At 45.4% G+C, this 21501-nt stretch carries 19 protein-coding genes and 1 pseudogene; 14 read left to right on the top strand and 6 right to left on the bottom strand.

The window, feature by feature from the left end:
• Positions 1-356: 356 nt before the first annotated feature.
• The 10 genes and pseudogenes from BN161_RS04680 to BN161_RS04725 all read left to right on the top strand — a co-directional run bounded on the left by BN161_RS04680 (position 357) and on the right by BN161_RS04725 (position 13672).
• Positions 357-2822 carry a glycoside hydrolase family 9 protein gene (locus tag BN161_RS04680; RefSeq protein ID WP_044263464.1) on the top strand — a complete coding sequence of 822 codons (2466 nt, stop codon included), beginning with the start codon at positions 357-359 and terminating at the stop codon, positions 2820-2822.
• 35 nt (positions 2823-2857) lie between these two features.
• Positions 2858-3670: pseudogene (locus BN161_RS04685) on the top strand (ThuA domain-containing protein).
• Between the two features lie 106 nt (positions 3671-3776).
• Complete coding sequence (locus BN161_RS04690) at positions 3777-5825, top strand: hypothetical protein (protein ID WP_044263465.1); 2049 nt, start codon at positions 3777-3779, stop codon at positions 5823-5825.
• Positions 5803-6210 carry an ROK family protein gene (locus BN161_RS04695; protein WP_074435093.1) on the top strand — a complete coding sequence of 136 codons (408 nt, stop codon included), beginning with the start codon at positions 5803-5805 and terminating at the stop codon, positions 6208-6210. Before BN161_RS04690 ends, BN161_RS04695 begins: the two co-directional genes overlap by 23 nt.
• A gap of 60 nt (positions 6211-6270) precedes the next feature.
• Complete coding sequence (locus BN161_RS04700) at positions 6271-7497, top strand: site-specific integrase (protein WP_044263466.1); 1227 nt, start codon at positions 6271-6273, stop codon at positions 7495-7497.
• A gap of 504 nt (positions 7498-8001) precedes the next feature.
• Positions 8002-8538 (top strand): UpxY family transcription antiterminator, encoded by a 537-nt coding sequence (locus tag BN161_RS04705; RefSeq protein ID WP_044263467.1) that lies wholly within the window; start codon positions 8002-8004, stop codon positions 8536-8538.
• 45 nt (positions 8539-8583) lie between these two features.
• The gene (locus BN161_RS04710; protein ID WP_044263468.1) at positions 8584-9687 is read left to right on the top strand and encodes an MraY family glycosyltransferase; all 1104 of its coding nucleotides are present in this window, start codon (positions 8584-8586) and stop codon (positions 9685-9687) included.
• A 35-nt stretch (positions 9688-9722) separates the two neighbouring features.
• Positions 9723-10517 carry a polysaccharide biosynthesis/export family protein gene (locus tag BN161_RS04715; protein ID WP_044263469.1) on the top strand — a complete coding sequence of 265 codons (795 nt, stop codon included), beginning with the start codon at positions 9723-9725 and terminating at the stop codon, positions 10515-10517.
• A 12-nt stretch (positions 10518-10529) separates the two neighbouring features.
• Positions 10530-12917 carry a GumC family protein gene (locus tag BN161_RS04720; RefSeq protein ID WP_044263470.1) on the top strand — a complete coding sequence of 796 codons (2388 nt, stop codon included), beginning with the start codon at positions 10530-10532 and terminating at the stop codon, positions 12915-12917.
• A gap of 5 nt (positions 12918-12922) precedes the next feature.
• Positions 12923-13672, top strand: coding sequence for a tyrosine-protein phosphatase (locus tag BN161_RS04725; RefSeq protein ID WP_044263471.1), 750 nt, complete (start codon positions 12923-12925; stop codon positions 13670-13672).
• Here BN161_RS04725 and BN161_RS28450 read toward each other — a convergent pair.
• The 6 genes from BN161_RS28450 to BN161_RS04750 form a co-directional block, all read right to left on the bottom strand.
• Positions 13587-14105, bottom strand: a complete 519-nt coding sequence (locus tag BN161_RS28450) for an N-acetylmuramoyl-L-alanine amidase (RefSeq protein WP_074435094.1) — start codon at positions 14103-14105, stop codon at positions 13587-13589. The two genes, BN161_RS04725 and BN161_RS28450, sit on opposite strands and share 86 nt — an antisense overlap.
• The gene (locus tag BN161_RS30995; protein ID WP_167332492.1) at positions 14102-14236 is read right to left on the bottom strand and encodes a smalltalk protein; all 135 of its coding nucleotides are present in this window, start codon (positions 14234-14236) and stop codon (positions 14102-14104) included. Before BN161_RS30995 ends, BN161_RS28450 begins: the two co-directional genes overlap by 4 nt.
• A gap of 57 nt (positions 14237-14293) precedes the next feature.
• On the bottom strand, positions 14294-14797 hold the full coding sequence (locus BN161_RS04735) for an HU family DNA-binding protein (RefSeq protein WP_044263473.1): 504 nt from the start codon (positions 14795-14797) through the stop codon (positions 14294-14296).
• A 142-nt stretch (positions 14798-14939) separates the two neighbouring features.
• Positions 14940-15134, bottom strand: coding sequence for a DUF4248 domain-containing protein (locus tag BN161_RS04740; RefSeq protein WP_044263511.1), 195 nt, complete (start codon positions 15132-15134; stop codon positions 14940-14942).
• Between the two features lie 257 nt (positions 15135-15391).
• Positions 15392-17200, bottom strand: coding sequence for a DUF3987 domain-containing protein (locus BN161_RS04745; protein ID WP_044263474.1), 1809 nt, complete (start codon positions 17198-17200; stop codon positions 15392-15394).
• Positions 17201-17280: 80 nt separating this feature from the next.
• Positions 17281-17841 carry a BT4734/BF3469 family protein gene (locus tag BN161_RS04750; protein WP_044263475.1) on the bottom strand — a complete coding sequence of 187 codons (561 nt, stop codon included), beginning with the start codon at positions 17839-17841 and terminating at the stop codon, positions 17281-17283.
• 202 nt (positions 17842-18043) lie between these two features.
• Here BN161_RS04750 and BN161_RS04755 point away from each other — a divergent pair, with 202 nt between their 5' ends.
• The 4 genes from BN161_RS04755 to BN161_RS04770 all read left to right on the top strand — a co-directional run bounded on the left by BN161_RS04755 (position 18044) and on the right by BN161_RS04770 (position 21501).
• Positions 18044-18493, top strand: a complete 450-nt coding sequence (locus BN161_RS04755) for a hypothetical protein (RefSeq protein ID WP_044263476.1) — start codon at positions 18044-18046, stop codon at positions 18491-18493.
• A gap of 106 nt (positions 18494-18599) precedes the next feature.
• Positions 18600-19172, top strand: coding sequence for a dTDP-4-dehydrorhamnose 3,5-epimerase (gene rfbC / locus BN161_RS04760; RefSeq protein ID WP_044263477.1), 573 nt, complete (start codon positions 18600-18602; stop codon positions 19170-19172).
• Positions 19173-19445: 273 nt separating this feature from the next.
• Positions 19446-20987: an MATE family efflux transporter gene (locus tag BN161_RS04765; RefSeq protein WP_044263478.1), complete on the top strand. Its 1542-nt coding sequence runs from the start codon at positions 19446-19448 to the stop codon at positions 20985-20987.
• The gene (locus BN161_RS04770; RefSeq protein WP_044263479.1) at positions 20944-21501 is read left to right on the top strand and encodes an acyltransferase; all 558 of its coding nucleotides are present in this window, start codon (positions 20944-20946) and stop codon (positions 21499-21501) included. Before BN161_RS04765 ends, BN161_RS04770 begins: the two co-directional genes overlap by 44 nt.

The raw sequence follows: 21501 nt of genomic DNA on the forward strand, positions 1-21501 counted from the left end.
CCAATAGGAAACAAGGGTTTATCCTATAATTATATTTTAAATTGCATTTAATGCAGAGGGAAAGGAAAACCAGTAGCCAAGAAGAAGGGCAAAGTGAATGAAGATAATATTCAGAAAGTAGCGAATCTGCTAAGAGAAAACATCCAATATATTACGGAAGAGAAAAGAACGTAGACAAAGGAAGAGGGAATCAAGAAGAAGAGAAGGATACCTTAGTTTAAATATTATCACAAGAAGTCGAGATTCTATCATTTTCCTTCTTTTTGATAGTTTTTAAAGGTTTTATGGCAGTTATTAAACCTTCTTTTGCTAAATAATAGCTAACCTTGCATTAGAAACAAAAGGTTAACATAATCATGAGAAAAAAATCATTCGTATTACTCTTGTTGTTCATCGGCCATTTTTCTCTTTTCAGCCAAAATCTTCTGACGGGGGATGCCCAACTGGAAAAGCAAGTTTATGAAACAGGATTGATTCATGCTCCGCTACCTTTGAACACCGCCCGGTCTTTCGAAGAAAAAGCCCTGAAAAAAGAAATCCTGTCCAGCCAACCGCTTACGGTATCCGGCGGAACGGATGGATGGCTCCACTCCGGACAAGGGGAAATGTCTTTTTCTAAAGAGAAGTCCATATCGGGTAAAGGAAGCATCCGTCTGTCCTTCCCTACATCTACAGGAGAAAGGGCTACCGGTTCCCCCTCCGACCCCGATTATGCAACCTATGGAAACAGCCGCGTCACCTATCACGTCAATGGAAAAAACTGGGAAGGATACAATAGGATTTTCTTCTCCATCTATCCCGACTGTGACGGAGCCCGCGTGGTCAATATGAACCTGACATTTACAAACGACAGTTCCACCCCCAAAGCTGGATATAACCCTCCCAGCGGTTCGCATCTCATCAATCTCGTAAACAAGACGTGGAACCATTGTTTCCTCGATATAGATGAATATCAACGAGATAAAGTAATGTCAATCAGCTTTGATACGGCCCTGAAAGGGAAAGACCGGACTACGGGTGATTCTGCCGTTTATTATATCGATAACCTCCAACTGCAACAAATCAGGAACCCTGAGCAGGTAAGCGGATGGAGTCCAGCAGAGCATACAATTGCTTATTCCACCACAGGATATGAAACAGGTGACCGGAAAACAGCCATCGTCAACACCGGATTGTGTGGTCAATGGAAACATTTCCAACTGATTAATGCTGCTAACGACCAGGTTGCCTACGAAGGTTCACTGGAGCGGCAGCAAACAACTATCGGAGAATTCGGAGTTATCGACTTTACCGATTTCAATCAGCCGGGAGATTATCAACTGAAAGTAGGCGACATCATGACGCCCCCGTTCCGGATAGGTGAAAACGTATGGGATAACTCCCTTTGGAGAGTGCTGAACTTCCTGTTTTGCCAACGATGCGGCCATCCCGTTCCCGGCAAACACGCCGCCTGTCACACGGATTTATTTTCCCGACATGACGGAAAAAGTATCTCTTACTCGGGCGGATGGCACGATGCAGGCGACTTGTCGCAACAGACATTACAAACCGGAGATGTGACTTTCTCCTTATTGGAAGCCTACAACCGCCTCAAAGAAACCAATGCCCCACTGGCTGCACGCTTACTGGAGGAAGCCGAATGGGGAGTTGAGTTTATCTTGAAGAACCGCTACGGGGATGGTTACCGTGCCAGCAGCATGGGATTACTTATCTGGCAGGATGGCGTTCTAAATACATTGGATGATATTCATTCGGTACGTGTTCAGAACATGGCATTCGACAACTTCCTGTATGCAGGCTACGAGGCTTATGCCGCCATGACCATAGATCGGGACCCGATGCTGCAAGAACATCTGCGGAAAGTGGCGGAAGAGGATTTCTCATTTGCTACAGAGAAGTTCAAAAAAGATGGTTTCGACCAGTTCAAGCAGATGTACGAACATAGCTACAATACCTCTCACAGCCAATATATGGCAACCATCTCTTGGTCCGCCAGCATGCTCTACAAACTGACGGGGAAATCCTGCTATGCGGAAACTGCTGCGGAAGCCATCCGGTACGTACTCGATTGCCAACGCACCGAACCGTTGAAAGACAAAAGTAGGACATGCGGATTCTTCTATCGGGATAAGTCACGGAAATCCATCGTGCACTATATCCATCAGTCGCGCGAGCAGGTTTACATGCAAGCCATGACCTTACTCTGCGAAACGCAGAAAGAGCACCCTGATTATCAGAAATGGTCGAACTCCATACAACTGTACGGAAACTATCTGAAAGGCCTGATGAAATATACCCAACCTTACGGAATGGTTCCGAGCGGAGTATATCATGCGGAGGAATATAAAGATTCCGCCAGCTTCTATTCCCTCCATCTTTTTCCACCTGCCAATGCACAGCAACTGTACACGGAACAGATAACGCGGGGAGTCAAGCTCGACAAAGAACATTATCTGAAACGTTTCCCCGTATGGTTCAGCATCTTCAACGGCAACACAGCCATCCATCTTTCCACCGGAAAATCCGCTGCCATCTGCGGAAACTTCCTCAAAGATGAAGAGCTGCTGAACATCGGACGGGAACAACTTTACTGGACCGTCGGGAAGAATCCTTTCGGGCAATCGCTGATATACGGTGAAGGGTACAATTATCCTCAGATGAACACTTTTTCTTCCGGTGAGATGACCGGCGAAATGCCCGTCGGTATCCGTACGCTGGGCAATGATGACATCCCCTACTGGCCGCAAACCAACAATGCCTGTTACAAGGAAGTGTGGGTGACCTCGGCCGGAAAATGGTTATCGCTTATCGCTGAGTATTAAGAAAGAAATTATTAATCATATAAAATACACATGTTATGAAAACAATCAAATTCTATCTGACTCTATTGTTTACTGTCTGCACATTTCTGGTAAATGCGCAAACACCCCAAGGTTATCCGGCCAATTATGCCAATGCACCGCGTTTCAAAGCACTGGTTTATTATACGCAACATGCGGAAGAAGCACACTATCAATTCTCCCTGCAGGCAGTAGAGTTTTTCAAGAAACTGAACTATGGTGACGGCTTTGTACTGGACTTCACCATGGATCTCTCCCCATACACCTACGAAAAGCTGAAAGACTATAGCGTAGTGGTAATGCTCGACGGTTATCCCAATACAAAAGCCGAACGTGACGCTTTTGAGAAATATATGGAAAACGGAGGAGGCTGGGTAGGCTTCCACGTTGCCGCCTATAATGACAAAAACACAAATTGGCCTTGGTTTGTAGATTTTCTTGGTGGCGGGGTTTTCTATTGCAATAACTGGCCCCCTCAACCTGTACTGGTTGAAGTTGACAATGAGAATCACCCCGTCACCAAGAATTTACCCGCTTCCTTTGTGGCTCCGTCCAGCGAATGGTATCAGTGGAATCCCAGCCCGAGAGCCAACAAAGACGTAGAAGTTCTGCTCACTCTCTCTCCCTAGAACTATCCGTTAGGAATCAAAGACGTGGTCAATTTTGGCGACTTCCCTCTTGTATGGACCAATACCAAGTACAGAATGATATACCTGAACATGGGACATGGCGATGAAGAATTCATCGACGCTACACAAAATCTCTTATTTGTAAATGCTTTCCGTTGGGTGGTTAGTACTGATAAGAAAGGAGATCCGTTTAAGAAATAAAAGTCAGCAAATAACCGATACTGAATGAAAAACTCAACATTACAACGTGTAGCGGCCGCGGATGTGTTTATTAAACTGAAAATATAATCCGAAGATTTACAGAAATATGAAAATAAATCTACTTCTCAAGATAGTATTCATTGCGGTTTGCCTCCAGTTAACTGGTCTGCAAACCAATGCCAAAAACATCGAAGTGCGGAATGGGAATATTATCCTGGATTTCAGCACCATGATTTCACCGCAAGCCTCTGCCGGCAAGTACACCATAAAAAGAGCTACCGGAAAATTCAGCGAATACAAAGCGATCGGCAGTACCTCTTCAATGACATTTGTCGATAAAAAGCCGAAAGGAAATCCCCATGATTATTACTATCAGATTATGGATAGTAAAGGCGAATTGGTGGCTTCTATTTCTATGGATGCCGAGTTATTCGGCGACTATGTATACATATATAGCAATACGGACCGGAAAGAAGACGTGGGACATGAAATCAATGCCATTCACGACCAGATGTTCGGCAAGGAATTCAGTCCCAACCGTTATGCCCTCTTGTTCAAGGCGGGAGATTACAAGGAAGCCGGACTGCTGAAAGTCCCGTTCTATGTACATCTGGCAGGGTTGGGCAAAACACCGTTTGACGTGGAAGTTTCCAATATACACACCCCACCCCATCTAAGTAACGGAAACGGCACATGTACCTTCTGGCGCTCTACAGAAAACCTGTCCGTCATAGGACCGGAAACCTACGACGAAGAAGAAACTTTCAAATGGGCCGTATCGCAGGCAGCACCTATTCGTCGTATCTACTCACAGCGCGTTGTACGTAATCAGTGGGAAAACGGATGGGTAAGCGGCGGATTCACCGCAGACTGCTATTTTGAAGCTGCCGCAGGTTCTAAAAACCAACAACAATGGTACACCCGCAATTCCTTCCTGAATAAAGGACGTGGGGAGTTCGAAGAAATCAAATACAACTACTGTTTCCAAGGCGTTGAACTGGGTCCGGAAGTAGATACAAATACCTATCAGAACAACTGGGACAAAGGAGGAAACATCACTTTCATCCCCACCACCCCAGTCATACGCGAAAAGCCGTTCTTGTTTATCGGTGACGACGGAAGATACAAAGTATTCCGTCCGGCACTGAAACACGAACACAAAGGAGTCTCCTACAGCCGCACTGATATGGGCGAAGGTGAAAGTCTGGATTTATTAAATGAATTCTATGTAGTGAAACCGGATGCCTCGGCCGAATACATGAATAAACAACTCGCATCGGGCAAACATCTGCTTATAACTCCCGGCATGTACGAGCTTTCAGAACCACTCCACGTCACCCACCCCAACACCATTATATTGGGAATCGGATGGGCGACTCTGATTCCAGGAGAAAAAAATTCCGATACGGCGATTCTGGTAGAAGATGTAGACGGGGTAACGATTGCCTCTCTGATGTTTGATGCACATTACACTTCCAATACCCTGATTCAGGTCGGTACGGAGAAAACATCTCAAAGACATATACAAAATCCGATTCTGCTCACCGACCTGTTCTTCCGGATAGGCGGATTCCGTCCGGCAAAGGTACATGTAGACCGTGCAGTCGAATTAAACAGTAATGACGTGATTGGCGACCATTTCTGGATATGGAGGGCAGATCATGGTGTTCGCGGCAGTGTAGGCTGGGAAATCAATACCACCAGAAACGGTCTGATAGTAAACGGCGACTATGTCACCATTTACGGCTTATTCAACGAGCACTTCCAGGAATATCAGACTTACTGGACAGGAGAACATGGACGAACTTACTTCTATCAATGCGAAACGCCCTATGATGCTCCCTCACAGGAATACTATATGAGCGAAAACAGCACACGTGCCGGATATGCCGCATATAAAGTAGCTGATAACGTGAATACTCATGAAGCTTTTGCCTTCGGCATTTATGATGTGCTACATAACGAAATAATGATTGAAAATTCAATAGAAGTGCCCGATAAAGCCGGTATAAGAATGTATCACATGTGCAACAACACCCTTTCGGGAGGAGGTGCCAAAGGTTTCAACTATATATTGAACGGAATAGGGAAAAGTACCTATAATACACACCACGATTACAGGGCATATATAGATGAATTCAGAGGAAAACGATAACAGAACAACAAGAATAGGAGTGATGTTTTCCACGGGCATTGCTGCCAGCATCATCGTGAGGGGCCGTCAGATACGTGGCTGCCACTTCAATGCTGGTGAAGTTGGGCACATGCGAGTGGGAGTGTCGGTAGGGGTAAGCTGCGCACGTCTACTGTGCAACCAGTATGACATGCGTCTGCTGATACCGGGTGATGATGAGTGTGTGTCGGTGGAGGAAGTGTTCCGGCTGAGTCGTGAGGGTGACCCGTTGTGTGTGAAGCTGGTAGAGAACGCTGTGGCGGCATGTAGTTATTACCAAGCTCAACCCGAGATTCATTTGCCTGCTGGGTGCTGGAGCTTTGGCTATCGACGGCATGGAGGAGTTGATGAGCGAGAAATAGTTTGAACAGATTACTTTCTTTTTTGTCGTACATAGTATATATTTCTATAAATTGATAATAAAACTATGGCGACTGTAAAAGTAAAATTCAGAAAATCATCGGTGGAGGGAAAAGCCGGTACTATCTATTACCAGCTATGCCACAAGCAAAGCAACAGGCAGATAACCACCCGAATGCGTGTACTTCCCCATTGGTGGGATGCAGAAAAAGAAACATTCATAGCCGAAGCGGACAACAATGGGTTGTCGGCCCGCTACCAACCGCAAATAGAGAAAGACTTGCTATGCATCCGTCAGATTCTATGCGAATGGGACGGAGAAGGAAGAGACTACACTTTAGCGGATGTCATTGACCGCTTTCGTACTTTGAATGAAAACGGAGACACAGTGCTGTCTTGTTTGGCAACCCTGGTCGGTAAGCTTAAAAACGATGACCGGTGGGGAAATGCCCGCAATCTCCAACGGGCATCGAACAGCTTCTCCGACTTCCTGGGAGGCTTAGACATACCACTCAAGCAGGTAGACGAAAAACTTGTCATGGAGTATGAGCAATGGCTCCGGACACGAAAAGTGAGCAAAAACAGCAGTTCTTTTTATATGCGGACTTTGCGCTCTGCTTATAATAAGGTGATAAGCCAGAATCAAATGGAACAAACATTTCCTTTTCGGAATGTTTATACCGGTGTGGAGCGCACCCGCAAACGTGCCGTACCCGAAGATATCATGGTTCGTTTACAAAAACTGGACCTGACACATTCTGCTCCGCTTGCCTTTTCTCGCGACATGTTTATTTTCAGTTATTGCACCCGTGGAATGGCTTTTGTAGACATTGCCTATCTGAAAAAGGAAGATGTAAGTGGAGGAATACTTAGTTATGTCCGCCATAAGACGGGACAACGCCTCACTGTTCGCATAGAGCCTCTTATTGAAGAGATTATCGAGCGCTACGAGCCATTTGTTCACAACAGTCCCTACCTTTTTCCAATTATTACGTCCAATGATCCGGAAGAGGCTTTCCGACAATATCAGACGGCGCTGGGCTATCATAACCGGAAATTGAAGAAACTGGGGAAGTTGACAGGAGAAAATCTACATCTCTCCTCCTATACCGCAAGGCATAGCTGGGCGACGGTTGCACGCAAACACAACGTCCCGTTGTCCGTCATAAGTGCAGGTATGGGACACACTTCAGAGAAGACTACGCTCATATACTTGGATTCTGTAGAAAATTCACTGATAGACAAGGCTAATGAAGAGATTTTAGAGGCGTTATGTCGTACCGTTTCTAAGTAAGAAACCTTAAAATTACGGCGCAAAGATATAACAAATAAAAGAATAAAACAACATAATACTATAAATATTTGTTTATATTTTACTCTCAAAAAAAATATAAAATATTGATTTTTAAGACAATAAACAATTGCTTATACAAAAAAGAAATGAATAGATATTTAAAACAGATGCTAATATAGAACTCGATAGATATATTCTAAAAAAATTATCCATACATCGTACCGAATCTACAAAACCTATAAAAATAGGATAAAAAGAGACTCTTTATCCTACAGGACTTCAATGCCTTAAAACGTTGTGCCGTTTCTTACTTAGAAACGGTACAATTACAGGGTTACGGATACCTTCTCCTGGGTCAGGAGAAGTCCCGAGTTCCAAAAATCGACATACAAAACGAAGAATTGGATTAACCTTGCTTGCTGCGCATCAGAGTTGTTTTAAAGATCAAAAATACTCAGATACGCAGGAATGGAAGGAACATCTTTTAGGTGAGATACGACAAATATGGAAGAGGCATCTTCAATAATGCATTGGTATGCATTCAAAGTCTTTTACAACAAAGTATTTGAGATAGAAGACACGCTGAATAAAGACAAAATCGAGAGCTATATTCCTTGTGAAACAATCCTTATGGAGCGTGGCGGAGTGAAAAAACACATGCGTAAGCCGATCATTTCCTCCCTTATGTTCTTCCATTCCACAGAGCAACAAGCATTGGCCTTACAGCAGAAGCTGGCAGACCGAGTTCTACTATATACCCGTCTTGTCAATTGGCAAAAGCTGCCGATAGCTATTCCCGAACGGGAAATGAAAATTTTCATGCTTGTCACTTCCTCCGGAGAGAAAGGGCTGGACTATTTCGGCGACGTCCCCATGAAGTACAGCACCGGTGAACGGGTGCTTGTTACGGACGGTCCATTCAAGGGAGCAGAAGGCTGTATACACCGCATCAAAGGAAATCGTCGCCTGATAGTGGCAATACAAGGTGTGTGTGCGGTGGCAACCGCCTATATTCCCCAATGCTTTCTCAGGAAGATATAAATCAATACATTTAAACAAGCTCTCACCTAATCAAACCCTTCAGAAATGACAACCTGCTATTTTGAAACTTTGGCGGCATTCGCCGTCAGCTGCCTGCTCAGTGCAATGATTATTCCCAAGATATCGCTGATAGCTTTCAGGCGGCGACTTTTCGATCCGTTGGATGACCGAAAATTGCATACTACACACATTCCCCGTCTGGGGGGAGTCGCCTTTTTTCCGTGCATCGCTGTAGCCATTTCGCTCGTCATCGCCTGCCATAATCTTTGCACGGACAGCAACTTGCTCTGTTGGGAACAGTCCACCTGCCTGCTTACCCTGTTCAGCAGCCTCTTCATCCTTTACCTGATGGGAATGAAAGACGATCTGATAGGCATGCGCTACCGCGCTAAGTTTGTCATCCAAACACTTTGCAGCCTTTTATTGGTGGTCTCCGGCTTTTGTTTCGACAATCTCTACGGATTGTTTGGCATACACGAGTTACCCCATTACGTAGGCATACTGTTCACAGTCTTTATCATTGTCTATATAATGAATGCGATTAATCTTATAGACGGCATCGATGGCCTGGCTTCCGGATTGAGCATGATAGCCTTCTTCGCATTCGGTTCCATGTTCGTCTGTCTGTACCAGTGGTTATATGCCTTTATCTCCTTTGCGGCTTTGGGGACACTGATACCGTTCTTCTATTATAATATGTTCGGGCAGCCTCGTCGCGGTCGGAAAGTGTTCATGGGAGATACCGGCTCATTGACTATCGGTCTGTTGCTGGCTGTAATGGCCATTCATCTCAGCATGTCCGATCCCGCCAAGGAAGAACTCTTTCCCGGTGCTATTGTGACGGCTTTCTCCTTCCTGCTGGTGCCGATGCTGGACGTAGTTCGGGTAGTGCTTCACCGCCTGCGCAACCATCAACCTCCGTTTCTCCCCGACAAAAATCATATCCACCATAAATTCATCGCCCTGGGCATGTCTCAACATCAGGCACTCTGCTTCATCCTGAGTATCGCCTGGCTTTTTATTATTGCCAATACACTCTTAGCCTCTTACCTGTCCGTCACCGTACTGTTCCTGCTGGACGTAGCGGTATGGACAGCGATGCACTTCTACATCACAGCAAAAATTACAAAAAAACACCCAAGAAATTAATACTTCATATTTCTATTTTATATTAAAATTAAAACATGAAAAATCATCTTTTATACTTGCTATTGTCGTTGGTATTGCTCTCATCGTGCAACACATCGAAAGAGATAATCTATTTTCAGGACGTGGAGGTAAACAGCCCCGAAGCGGTAACCCCACCCCAGGACATCACCGTTCAACCCAAGGATCAGATATCCATCGTAGTGTCGAGCAAGGACCCCGAACTGGCGGCTTTGTTCAACCTAACCCGCGTGCAGCAGAGAGTTGGCTCCACAGGACTGAACAACAGTAACAACAACGGAGAAATTTCCGGATATACGCTTGACGACAAAGGCGCCATCGACTTTCCCGTATTGGGAAGCCTCACCATAGCGGGTATGACCCGGAGCCAGATTGCCGCATTGGTAAAACAAAGACTGAAGGAAGAGAACCTGGTAAACGACCCGGTGGTCACCGTGGAGTTTATGAACCTCAGCTTCTCCGTCCTGGGCGAAGTGAAGACTCCCGGGAAATACAGTATCTCGAAAGACTATATAACCTTGCTGGAAGCTATCAGCATGGCCGGTGACCTTACCATCTACGGCAAGCGGGATGCCATCTTCGTGATCCGTGAAGAAAAAGGAGAACGGGTGACGCACTGGGTGGATCTCCGTTCCTGCGATTTATTCAAATCTCCCGTTTATTACCTGAAACAAAACGACGTGGTGTATGTGCAGCCCAACAAGGTACGCGCCGGACAATCCACACTGAATGAAAACAGCGTGAAGAGCGTAGGATTATGGATTAGCATAGGATCATTCCTCACCTCTCTGGGTGTATTACTGTTTAAATAATTACTTATTGTTATGATTGAAAAGAAAACACTTGCCGGCAAACCCACTGATGATTTTATACGGATACAGGATCTGTGGAGCATGTTTGTTCCCAAGTGGTACTGGTTCGCTATCTCCCTATTCATTACCCTGACTATAGCGGTGTTGTACCTGCTGAGTACTCCTCCTATTTACACCCGTACCGCTGCCATTCTCGTCAAGGACAACTCGAAAAGCAGTTCTTCTACCGGCGTGACGAGCGATTTTTCCGATTTGGGTATCTTCAAGTCCAATACCAACATCAACAACGAGTTGCTGACATTAAAATCGCCCACACTGATGACGGAGGTGGTCAACCGGTTGGGATTGAATGAAACCTTCACCATCCGCAAAGGATTAAAGAACGTAGATTTGTACAAGGTATCCCCTGTCACCATTACCTTCTGCGACAAGGTAGAAACTCCATTAAGCTTCAACATCAAGTTCCTTTCAAAAGAAGCGTTTGCCATTTCCGAACTTGAAATATCGGGAGAAGACACAGGGGAAACACTCTCCGCCCAAATGGGCGACTCCATACAGACCCCTGCCGGAATCATGATCATATCCCCTACACAAGAGTTTACCGACGCTTTTATAGGCACATCTATCCGGTACGTCCGGGGAAGCGTGCGCGCTGCCGTCGATACCTATGCAAATGCATTGGTCGCTGAATTGGGTAACGAAGATGCCACTATCATCAACCTCAGCATCAATGACACTTCCATCCGGAAAGCGGAAGACATCCTGAATACCCTGATCGAGGTTTATAATGAGAACTGGATTCGGGACAAAAACCAGATTGCCGTCAGCACCTCGCAGTTCATTAGCGACCGCCTGGGCGTGATAGAGAGCGAATTGGGCCATGTAGACGAAAATATCTCCAGCTACAAAAGCGAGCACTTGCTACCCGACGTACAGGCGGCATCCAGTCTCTACATGGCGCAGTCCGCTGAGAACAAGAAAGAACTGTCAACGCTGAACAACCAGCTCTCCACCGCCCAATATATCCGCAGAGAACTGAACACAAAACAGTTGGACCAAACGCTGTCCGCCAATTCAGGCATCGTCAGCGCCAATATAGAAACGCAGATCAGTGAATATAACAATCTGGTGCTGGATCGCAACCGATTGATAGCCAACAGTAGCGAAAAAAATCCGTTGGTAAAAAACATGGCCAGTTCCCTACAGAGTATGCAACGAACCATCATCCAGTCGGTCGATAATCTGATTGTTTCACTGAATACCCAAATACGTAGTCTCCGCCGTCAGGAAGAGGCTACCACTAACCGGCTGGCATCCAACCCGAACCAGGCAAAGTATTTACTGTCAGTAGAACGCCAGCAGAAAGTAAAGGAAGAACTTTATCTCTATCTGCTACAAAAGCGTGAAGAAAACGAACTCTCACAAGCATTTACCGCCTACAACACCCGCCTGATTACCGCTCCGCGCGGCAGTATGTTTCCTACCGCTCCCCGCAAGATGAATATCCTGTTGGTGGCATTTGCCGTAGGATTACTGGTTCCGGCAGTAGGCATCTTCATGAAGGAGAACATGAATACCAAAGTACGCGGTCGGAAGGATCTGGAAAATCTGAGCATCCCATTCATAGGCGAGATTCCCCAATACTCCGGCACAAAGAAAAAATGGTGGGAATTCAAGCACCGGAAGCGGCAGGACATGAAAACCATAGTGGTGAATGAGGGCAATCGCAACATCATCAACGAGGCATTCCGTGTGTTACGTTCCAACATGGATTTCATGGCAAACAAAGACAACAACCAACATGTTTTCGTATTGACCTCATTCAATCCCGGCAGTGGAAAAAGTTTCCTGGCCATAAACATCGCCATAAGCTTCGCTATCAAAAAGAAGAAAATCCTAGTCATTGACGGAGACCTCCGGCACAGAACCGTCTCTTCTTATGTTGATTCTCCGAACAAGGGATTAAGCGACTACCTGAACAATCAGATTGAAGACTGGAAGGAAATCATAGTTTCCTACAAGGGATACACGAACCTGCACATCCTGCCCATCGGAACAGTACCTCCCAATCCAACGGAACTACTGGAAGACAGCAAGTTGGCTATGCTGATAGAGGCATTAAGACCGGAATATGATTATATCTTCATAGACTGTCCTCCTGTTGACATCGTAGCCGACGCACAAATTATTGAAAAATGGGCGGATCGCACCATTTTCGTAGTCCGCTCCGGCTTGCTGGACCGGTCCATGCTTTCCGAACTGGAAAATATGTATACCGGAAAACGATTTAAAAACCTCTCCATGATACTGAACGGAACTGAAAGTATCGGAGGACGTTACGGCTATCGCTACAGATACCATTACGGTTATGCTTCCTATTATGGCAGTAAAGATAAATAAAACTCATGTGGCCATTTTCTAAATCCCAGCCCGTCGCGGCAAGCGGCATCCTTTGCGAAATGAACGACTACCACTCCCACATATTGCCCGGGGTGGACGATGGCGTGAAGACAATGAACGAGTCACTTCAGATTCTTGCGGAGATGAAACACCAAGGAGTCCGCAAAGTGTGGTTTACTCCCCATATCATGGAAGATATACCCAATACCAATGCCGGGCTGAGAGAACGATTTCAAGAATTGAAAGAAAAATTCCGGAAGCCGGAAGATACCTATCTCGGCACGGTGGAACTGAATCTGGCCGCTGAATACATGATGGACAGCCTCTTCGCGGAGCGTCTTGAGGCCGACGACCTGCTTCCGATCTACGAAGGCGGTTGCCGGTATCTGCTGGTTGAAACCACCGGTTTCACTCCGCCGATGAACCTGCTGCCTGTCCTGAAACGCATTCAGACGAAGGGCTACCGGCCTTTACTGGCACACCCCGAACGCTATCTGTATATGGGTACGTCCTACTACTGTATGTTGAAGCAAGAACAGGTTGCTTTCCAGTTGAACCTTCCGTCACTGACGGGAGCATACGGCACGTATATACAAAAAAAGGCCGTATCCCTGCTGAAAGCAGGGATGTACGACCTGACAGGAACCGATATGCATTCTTCAAAACATTTCAAAGAATGGCTCGGAACACGGATTGACAGTCGAGACAGGGACATGCTTTGGGCACACTTCCCGGCATGTCGCGATGGCCTCTGAGCTGCGCCTTCGGGAAGAGTTTCAGCAACTTTGTCAGAAGCTGTTCCAAGTGCTCGAACTGCTCCGGGGTAAGCGTGTCAGCGGGATGTCCTTCCGAGTCCAGTCCGCCTTCATAGCATACACCGATGGAGCACCGGTTGAAGGGACGGCAGTGGGCACCCACTTCGAGCAACCGGCGGTGTCGGCTGACGGTGCCGTCACGACGGACATAAAAGTGATAACCGATAGTACGAAACCCACGGGCACGATGGTCGCGCAAGAGTCGCTCCACGGAATAGTCGCAGTTACAACGGGTAGCGGAACAATGCAGAATGATGTAGCGTACCGAATCGGTAGAATCCATCATCAGCCCGCTCTCCACCCCGGTGAGGAGTTCGCGCTCGTTAAGCACTTCATCCCCGCCTACGGTCATGGGAAATGTTTCCTGTATCATGGCAGTATACATTCTACGATGGTTGAACAACTGGTCACGCCCAGTGCCGTGAGAGCTGCGATGGCTGCCTGAATGATGGCATTGAGCAGGGATACCCAGGTGATTTTATTCTTTTTTACAGAGTCAGACATGTGAATTATGAATTACAAATTACGAATTTTTAATCTCCAACGCTTCCGGCGTTAGATTCACCCCAGCGGGTTTTCATCCAATCCTCCACCTCCGGGATTGTCGCTTCCGCCTTCATCATCCACGTCACCCGGGTCGGAGGAATTCACCTGCTTGATGACGTTTCCTTCCTTGTCGTAGCAGGTAATGTTGATGGAGGCTCCCTTCAGTTCCTGCTTGATGGTGGTACTGGGGGTGAAGATAACCTTGCGGGTGGTGATGAGTCCCGAACTCACATCCTCCACTTTGGCCACCGCCGCGGCTTGCAGGCCGAAGCGCATGGTACCCAGTCCGGGCACAGCGACAGAGTGCCCCTCGGTGGCCCATGCCTTGATGACTTCGCCAATAGCTTGCCAGGAGGCGTTAAGGGTTCCCTTCGGAATCCCCGACCGGATGGAGGCTTCGGATACTACTTTTTCCTGCTTCAGCGTGCTGTAGATTTCAGCCTGCATGATGAAGCGATATTCCCCCTTTGAGGGGCCTACCGCCAGTTTGGTCTGACGGGCTTTTACTTTGATTCCCATAATCTCAATAAAATTTAGTTAATAATGATGAGTGGTAAAGTAGTATGTACGTACTACTTTACTAACTCAAGAAGCTGTGGGCAAAGATATGACAGGGTGAAACCCGGCTTATGGGTTTCGGTGGGTTTTGCAAGTTTCCTCTTTACGGGTCGCCCAGGTGGCGTACAATTAGTGACACTTGCCGGGAGGTGAGCAACTTCTGCGAGCGATGGTAGCCAGCGGCTTCCAGCTCCTCCATCAGGAGAGGACAGCCGTGAATCCAGCGCATCAGACGGTTAGTAGCCACCGCAGGTATTGAATCGGGAAAATACAGCAGAGCCAATTCACTCTTCTTCATGGAAATGGGATGGAAAAACATTGTAAGAAAATTAAAAATTAAAATTGAAAAAAGAAGGTCCGCAGGGTGCTCTATTTGGAACTTTTTTTTCCCTAACTGGAGAAAAATATTTTCCTAACTGGAGAAAAAACGGGCTTGTGAAACTAGTGCAAGTTTGCAAACTTACAAAACTTGCAAACTTGCAAAACTTGCAGGGCCTCCTTGCCCCCCCACACACGTATGCATATACACACGCATGCGAGGGCGGCTCCGGGCACTCACTTAAATTTGTACTCTCCACGGCAGGCGTGACCCAGCCGGCCTTTGTCTGCCATGCGTTTCAGCATGGAGTCTATCGTGCCGGGAGCCATTCCACACCGTTCGCCCTCCAGCAGGGCCTGAGCACGGGTGAAGCTGAGAGGAAGCCTGTCAAAGAACGACTCCTGCGACGCTTTCGGCTGCGACACGACATCCGCGGACGGAAGGAACGAAAGTATATGGCACGAATGAAAGTACAGAGGTTCCGCAAGTGCGAGCGCCGCATGGAAATCATCATCACTTACGCTGAGCTCAAACCGCGGCACCACTCCGTCCTGCACGTTCTCTTGTGGAATATGGGGTGCGGGAGACAATCCCGGACATGACATCAGCATCCGCACGATGTTGTCCGGCACCATTTCGGCCTCCGTCAGCAAGGCATCGAGCGAACGCAGCAACGCCACGACGCTGATGATTCGACAGATATTGATGGCAATGCGCACCACAGCGCTTCGCATGGAGTCGCCATGAACCGCGCCCGCACGGCCGAACACGCACGAAAGGTGAGCGTTGAACTCCTCCTTCTGCCTCCCGGTGAGCTTCAGGCTTATGCCGCTAACGGCTGCCTTCAGTGCATCGAGCCACAGTTTCCAACGCTCGCCCCAGGCGGTGAACATGCGGTCGTAGTCCGTTTCGGAGTGACCGAACTGATCCATCCACTCATCTACGGCAGGCATGTAGTAGAACACCTGGCGCGAGAAGAGCCCGTTCTCTACCGATGGAATAAGCGGCTTTACCTGCGCGGGGGTTCCGCTGAGCAGTACACTGAGGTATGATTTGGGGCATTCACGATATTCATGATTGGTGCGGCGATTGTAGGCCAGCCTCTCATGGTCAAAGCTTTTGCGGAGCGTGTCGCTCCAATGGCCGTAGTCGGCGCCTATGGCCGCGCTCACGGTGTCAGCCTCGGTTTCGCATATCAGCCCGGCACCTTCGGCATCCATCAGGTTTTCCATCATACCTGCTCCGGAATTGTCTCCCGCAATGAGAAACATCTTCATGAGAGGTGGTTCGGGTTCAGGGATGTTAGCCTTCTCCTTGCCCATCGCGTCCCATTTCGCTTTTTCCAAGCGATAGGCTTTCGTCTTTGTGTAGTAGGCTTGCATCAGCGAGTCGTGCATAGGCTCTACCAAGCGGCGTACCCACGTCAGCGCTCCTTTTCCGGAAGCGGCGGGGGCAATGACAAAAGTTTGCAGGCACGGATATTTGCTTTTTCGCCCGTAGGTGAAGCTCAACAGCCTGTTAATGGAAGCACCGAATACGGTCACCGCTCCCAGCAGCAGGATGTCCCTTTGTGCGGACGTATCTCCACAGTCTATGACCTGTTGGAGGAATCCGGGCCACCGGTAGTCCGGAAAACAAGGCAGAGAGACGAATATGGGTTCAGCGGACAGCTTCTTCGTTTGTTCCGTTTGCTTCTGCTCACGCACGCACGTGTGTGTGGGGGCGAGGGGAGCCTGCAAGTTTTGCAAGTTTGCAAGTTTCTTGTCGAGGCGCACCCCTGCCAGTTGCGCCAGATGCAATACTGTTCCCAGGGAATTACCTCCCCGTCCGTGCTGCAAGGCATGGCTGTAGAGCTTGTCCGCTTCATCCTGCCGGTACTTGTCGGACAAGCGGCAAAGGCGGTGGAAAAAGCCGCGTCCCGCTTCACCGCAACTGTTGCCCACGGCAAAGGCCAATGGCATGTATTCCTGATAAGTGGGGGCAAGATTGACTCCTGCCTGTTCTACGGCAATGGTCAGTTGTTCTATTATGTCAAGATCGTTCATGAAAACATTTATGATTTATGATTTATGGGCTGAGGGAACTTTAGTAATACTAATTTGTAATTCGTAATTTGTAATTCGCCCTAAATTTTGCACTTCGCTTCTTCATCGTATGCCAGGAAACACGCTCTCGACATATCAGCGTTGGCGGTATCGGCTTTCAAGCCGTGCTTCCATTCCAGATAGTCCCAGGCGGTGTGCACCGCATTGTCAAACGACTGTTCAAGCGTATCCGTAAGATTCAGTCGGTAGGGTACAAAGAGTTTCACTCCTTTAGCACCGGGGCTTACGAAGACAAGGTCGGGTTGCAGCACTTCGTCGGCAAAGAGGCAGTCACGCCACATTGCAGCTTCTTCGGTAGAAGCAAGATGATCGATATCTATCACGAATAGTCCGGAGGGTACCATGATACACTGCTCCCGACAGTACGAAAAGATTCCGGCAGGCGTGACGTAAGGCAATAACGTCTGCTTTTTTCCACGGAATGCCTTATCATTTTCCATATCGGCCCTTACTCTTTTTGTCAGTTCCTTCAGACAGGAATCGGAAGAGATATAGGCATGAAGTCCTGCTACGCCGCACACCCCCGCAGGTATCTTGTTGGTGATGGGAGCGTTGAAAAAAGACATGATATATTCTTTCATGGCATTGATTCTGATTTAATTAAAACTATACTTTATATTTATTCGATTTATATCAACAAAGATAGAGAGCATTTTCTATTTGAACGAATTCCGGTGCAGTCGTTTACAAAGCATTTATACGCATTGAATGTTCATTGATAGTTTATTGAAGACAATTGACAATTACTGCACGAATTAATTTTGATTGAGTATATAGAAAAAAATGGAGAGAGAAAATATAAATATGAACGGCAAACCGGAAATAGAGATAAAAATATTCGGCGGTACGAACATGATAGTCCCCACGGGAACTACCGCCGTTCAGAACTTTTACGGCGATCAGTTTGCCGAGGTCGCCATCCGTCCCGAAGCAACCGAGGGCATTGAAAGTCTGAGCGATGCCGAGTGCCACCTCTTCACCTACGTGCCCGATGTGAAAAAGGTGCGTGAGTATACCCGGCTTCTGGGCGAATGCATCACCGCCCACGATCTGGCCGGCGTGGTAAGCATCATGCTCGACGAACCCCGTGTGAATAAGGATACGGTGGTGAAAGCCGTTTTCATCGAGGTTCTTCTTCCTTTCGCCTCCCGACTGACGTCGGGGGCAAAGGTGGATAATGTGAGGCAACAGATCAATAATATGCTGATGACGAGAGGGAGAGGAGGAAAATGAGGGCGGATAATGTCATCCGCCATTCATGAGCATCAGGATTTTCAATCCGAAGGTTTCTATACCCCGTTATATCTTTAAATATTAAACCTTTCATCTTTTAAAAACAGTGTTTATACAAAAGACAAACGTAGAGGGTTTGGCCATCATTAAGCCACGCCTTCTCAAAGACGCACGCGGTTACTTCTTCGAGTCTTTCTCCCAACGGGAATTCGAAGAGAAAGTGCGCAAGGTGAATTTCGTGCAGGACAATGAGAGTATGTCATCTTACGGAGTGATGCGTGGACTTCATTTTCAGAAGCCGCCTTTTGCACAAAGTAAACTGGTGCGTTGCGTAAAAGGCAGCGTGCTTGATGTGGCGGTAGACATTCGTAAAGGTTCGCCTACATACGGTGAATATGTAGCCATAGAACTGTCGGAAGACAATCATCTTCAGTTCTTTATTCCCAGAGGTTTTGCACACGGTTTTGCCGTACTGAGCGAGGTGGCTGTATTTCAATACAAATGTGATAACTATTATGCTCCGCAAGCTGACGGTGGAATCAGTATCTTGGATGAAGGTATAGGGATAGACTGGAAAATACCGGTTGATAAAGCGATACTTAGCGAGAAAGACATGAAGCATCCGTTGCTGATGGATTTTGAGAGTCCGTTTGAGTATGGGGTGGGGCTTTATGAGTGATGAATGTGGTTACAACAGGTTTCCACGAATAATTAAAATACAATGGAGCAAAACAGGAACTCCGCATTAGACATTGCAAAGGCTATTTGTATCGCTTCATCTATATATTCCACATACCTTGCTTTTTCCTTATAAGTGATTATTAAATCCCTTAGATAGAATATTAAAATAATCTCTTAGTTCATTTATAGTTCTTCAAATCTTACTAAATGCGAAGCGGTAATAGCTTTGAATTTATAAAATTTAGATATGACACAAATTGAAAAATAATATATGACTTCTACCAATAATAAGCGAATAGCGAAAAACACCATATATCTTTACATAAGAACAATTATAACATTATTGATATCACTGTATACTTCACGAATTTTTTTAGAAGTTTTAGGAGTTATAGATTTAGGTATATATAATGTTGTAGGAGGTATTGTAGTTATGCTATCATTTTTAAATACAATGATGGCAGCTGGTACACAACGTTTCTTATCCTATGAGTTAGGAGGGAATAATGATCCCAAACAATTGAAAAAGCTATTTTCGATACTTTTTTTTATCCATGTTTTGGTCGCCATAGTTTTGTTCATTCTGGCTGAAACAATAGGATTATGGCTTTTCTATAATAAACTTATTATTCCACAAGAAAGACTTACTGCTGCAATGTGGGTATTTCAATTTTCTGTTTTATCTGCTATAGTCACAATAACTCAAGTCCCTTATAATGCCTCTATAATTGCCCATGAGAAGATGAATGTCTTTGCTTATATTACAATAGTCCAAACTTTTGCAAAACTACTTGTTGTATATGCAATAATGTTGATAGATTATGATAAACTAAAGCTTATTGCTATTCTTAATTTCTCAATCATACTCACTACAACATTTGTTTATCGCTCATATTGTGAAAGAAAATTCCAAGAGTGCATATTGAAATTTCATTGGGATACATCATTGTTTAAATCATTAATCAGCTATTCAAGTTGGAATTTGTTCGGTGCTTTTTCAAATGTTGTAGCCGATCAAGGAATCAATGTATTATCTAACTTATTCTTTGGACCAACGGTAAATGCTTCTCGTGCCATATCGTTTCAGATTAAATCTGCACTAACTTCATTTGTTTCTAATTTTCAAACAGCAGTCAATCCTCAAATAATAAAGTCATATGCAAGTAAAGATTACGAATACATGAAAACACTTATTATGGGAACGGCGAAATACTCATTTTTATTACTATTATTCTTTGCTTTTCCTATAATATTAGAAACAAAATATATATTAAAATTATGGTTAGGTACTATACCTGAATATTCTGTTACCTTTTGCAAATTAATATTAATTAGCGCCTGCATAGATTGCCTATCTGGTCCTTTGGTAACAGCAGTACAAGCAACCGGCAGAATAAAAATTTATCAAATAACTGTTGGAGTAGTACTAATGCTAACATTTCCTATTTCCTATGTAATATTGTTATTAATACAAGTTCCCGAAAGTCCTTTTTATGTAAGCATATTTATTTCATTTTTATTGATAGTAATAAGAATCGTATTATTAGAAAGAGTCATAAGACTATCATTACTTACATGCTATAAGCAAATTGGCAGCCGTTTGTTACTTGTATTGATTCCACCTTTACTATGTTCAATGGCTGTTTTTCTTCTGATAGATGAAGGTTTTAATCGTTTTTTGGTAAATATATTCGTTTCAGCAATTAGCATACTGCCCTCAGCGTATTTCATCGGATTAACTAAAATTGAGAGAAAATGTATCAAAGATTATGTGGTTAAGAAACTGGTTAATAAAAAGAAAACAAAAGTATAATGATTTATGCTTTATCAAACAATTAAAAGATAAAAATATATATCTAATTTATCCATTTGTTATCTCAAAACGAGAAAATTTAGTAATATCAGATAATGTTTATATCGGACCAAACGCATGGATAATACTTAGAGCAAATGGAAAACTACGTATTGATGAAGGGTGCATTATTGGACCAAGATTAAAATGCCTTGTTGCCAATCACAATTATGAAGATAATATGTTACCGTATTCCTCAGAATATATAGTTAAAGATATATGGATAGAAAAAAATGTATGGATTGGAACTGATGTGACAATTTTACCTGGAGTCCATATAGGTGAGGGCGCAATTATTGGTGCTTGCGCTGTTGTTACAAATAATATTCCCCCTTGCGCTATAGCCGCCGGAAATCCTTGTCAAGTAATCAAATATCGAGACAAACAAAAATACTTAGAGTGTAAGGATAGTGGGAAAATATATATGAAAACAAAAAACAGTGGTCATTCCTATAAACATATTATCAAATATTAG

This window comes from Bacteroides timonensis, assembly GCF_000513195.1.
GTDB classification, from domain to species: domain Bacteria; phylum Bacteroidota; class Bacteroidia; order Bacteroidales; family Bacteroidaceae; genus Bacteroides; species Bacteroides timonensis.

Excerpts from the sequence above, each read along its gene's own strand:
- BN161_RS04680 (WP_044263464.1), top strand. The coding sequence starts at position 357 with ATGAGAAAAAAATCATTCGTATTACTCTTGTTGTTCATCGGCCATTTT.
- BN161_RS04690 (WP_044263465.1), top strand. The coding sequence starts at position 3,777 with ATGAAAATAAATCTACTTCTCAAGATAGTATTCATTGCGGTTTGCCTC.
- BN161_RS04695 (WP_074435093.1), top strand. The coding sequence starts at position 5,803 with ATGAATTCAGAGGAAAACGATAACAGAACAACAAGAATAGGAGTGATG.
- BN161_RS04700 (WP_044263466.1), top strand. The coding sequence starts at position 6,271 with ATGGCGACTGTAAAAGTAAAATTCAGAAAATCATCGGTGGAGGGAAAA.
- BN161_RS04705 (WP_044263467.1), top strand. The coding sequence starts at position 8,002 with ATGGAAGAGGCATCTTCAATAATGCATTGGTATGCATTCAAAGTCTTT.
- BN161_RS04710 (WP_044263468.1), top strand. The coding sequence starts at position 8,584 with ATGACAACCTGCTATTTTGAAACTTTGGCGGCATTCGCCGTCAGCTGC.
- BN161_RS04715 (WP_044263469.1), top strand. The coding sequence starts at position 9,723 with ATGAAAAATCATCTTTTATACTTGCTATTGTCGTTGGTATTGCTCTCA.
- BN161_RS04720 (WP_044263470.1), top strand. The coding sequence starts at position 10,530 with ATGATTGAAAAGAAAACACTTGCCGGCAAACCCACTGATGATTTTATA.
- BN161_RS04725 (WP_044263471.1), top strand. The coding sequence starts at position 12,923 with ATGTGGCCATTTTCTAAATCCCAGCCCGTCGCGGCAAGCGGCATCCTT.
- BN161_RS28450 (WP_074435094.1), bottom strand. The coding sequence starts at position 14,105 with ATGATACAGGAAACATTTCCCATGACCGTAGGCGGGGATGAAGTGCTT.
- BN161_RS30995 (WP_167332492.1), bottom strand. The coding sequence starts at position 14,236 with ATGTCTGACTCTGTAAAAAAGAATAAAATCACCTGGGTATCCCTGCTC.
- BN161_RS04735 (WP_044263473.1), bottom strand. The coding sequence starts at position 14,797 with ATGGGAATCAAAGTAAAAGCCCGTCAGACCAAACTGGCGGTAGGCCCC.
- BN161_RS04740 (WP_044263511.1), bottom strand. The coding sequence starts at position 15,134 with ATGAAGAAGAGTGAATTGGCTCTGCTGTATTTTCCCGATTCAATACCT.
- BN161_RS04745 (WP_044263474.1), bottom strand. The coding sequence starts at position 17,200 with ATGAACGATCTTGACATAATAGAACAACTGACCATTGCCGTAGAACAG.
- BN161_RS04750 (WP_044263475.1), bottom strand. The coding sequence starts at position 17,841 with ATGAAAGAATATATCATGTCTTTTTTCAACGCTCCCATCACCAACAAG.
- BN161_RS04755 (WP_044263476.1), top strand. The coding sequence starts at position 18,044 with ATGGAGAGAGAAAATATAAATATGAACGGCAAACCGGAAATAGAGATA.
- BN161_RS04765 (WP_044263478.1), top strand. The coding sequence starts at position 19,446 with ATGACTTCTACCAATAATAAGCGAATAGCGAAAAACACCATATATCTT.
- BN161_RS04770 (WP_044263479.1), top strand. The coding sequence starts at position 20,944 with ATGTGGTTAAGAAACTGGTTAATAAAAAGAAAACAAAAGTATAATGAT.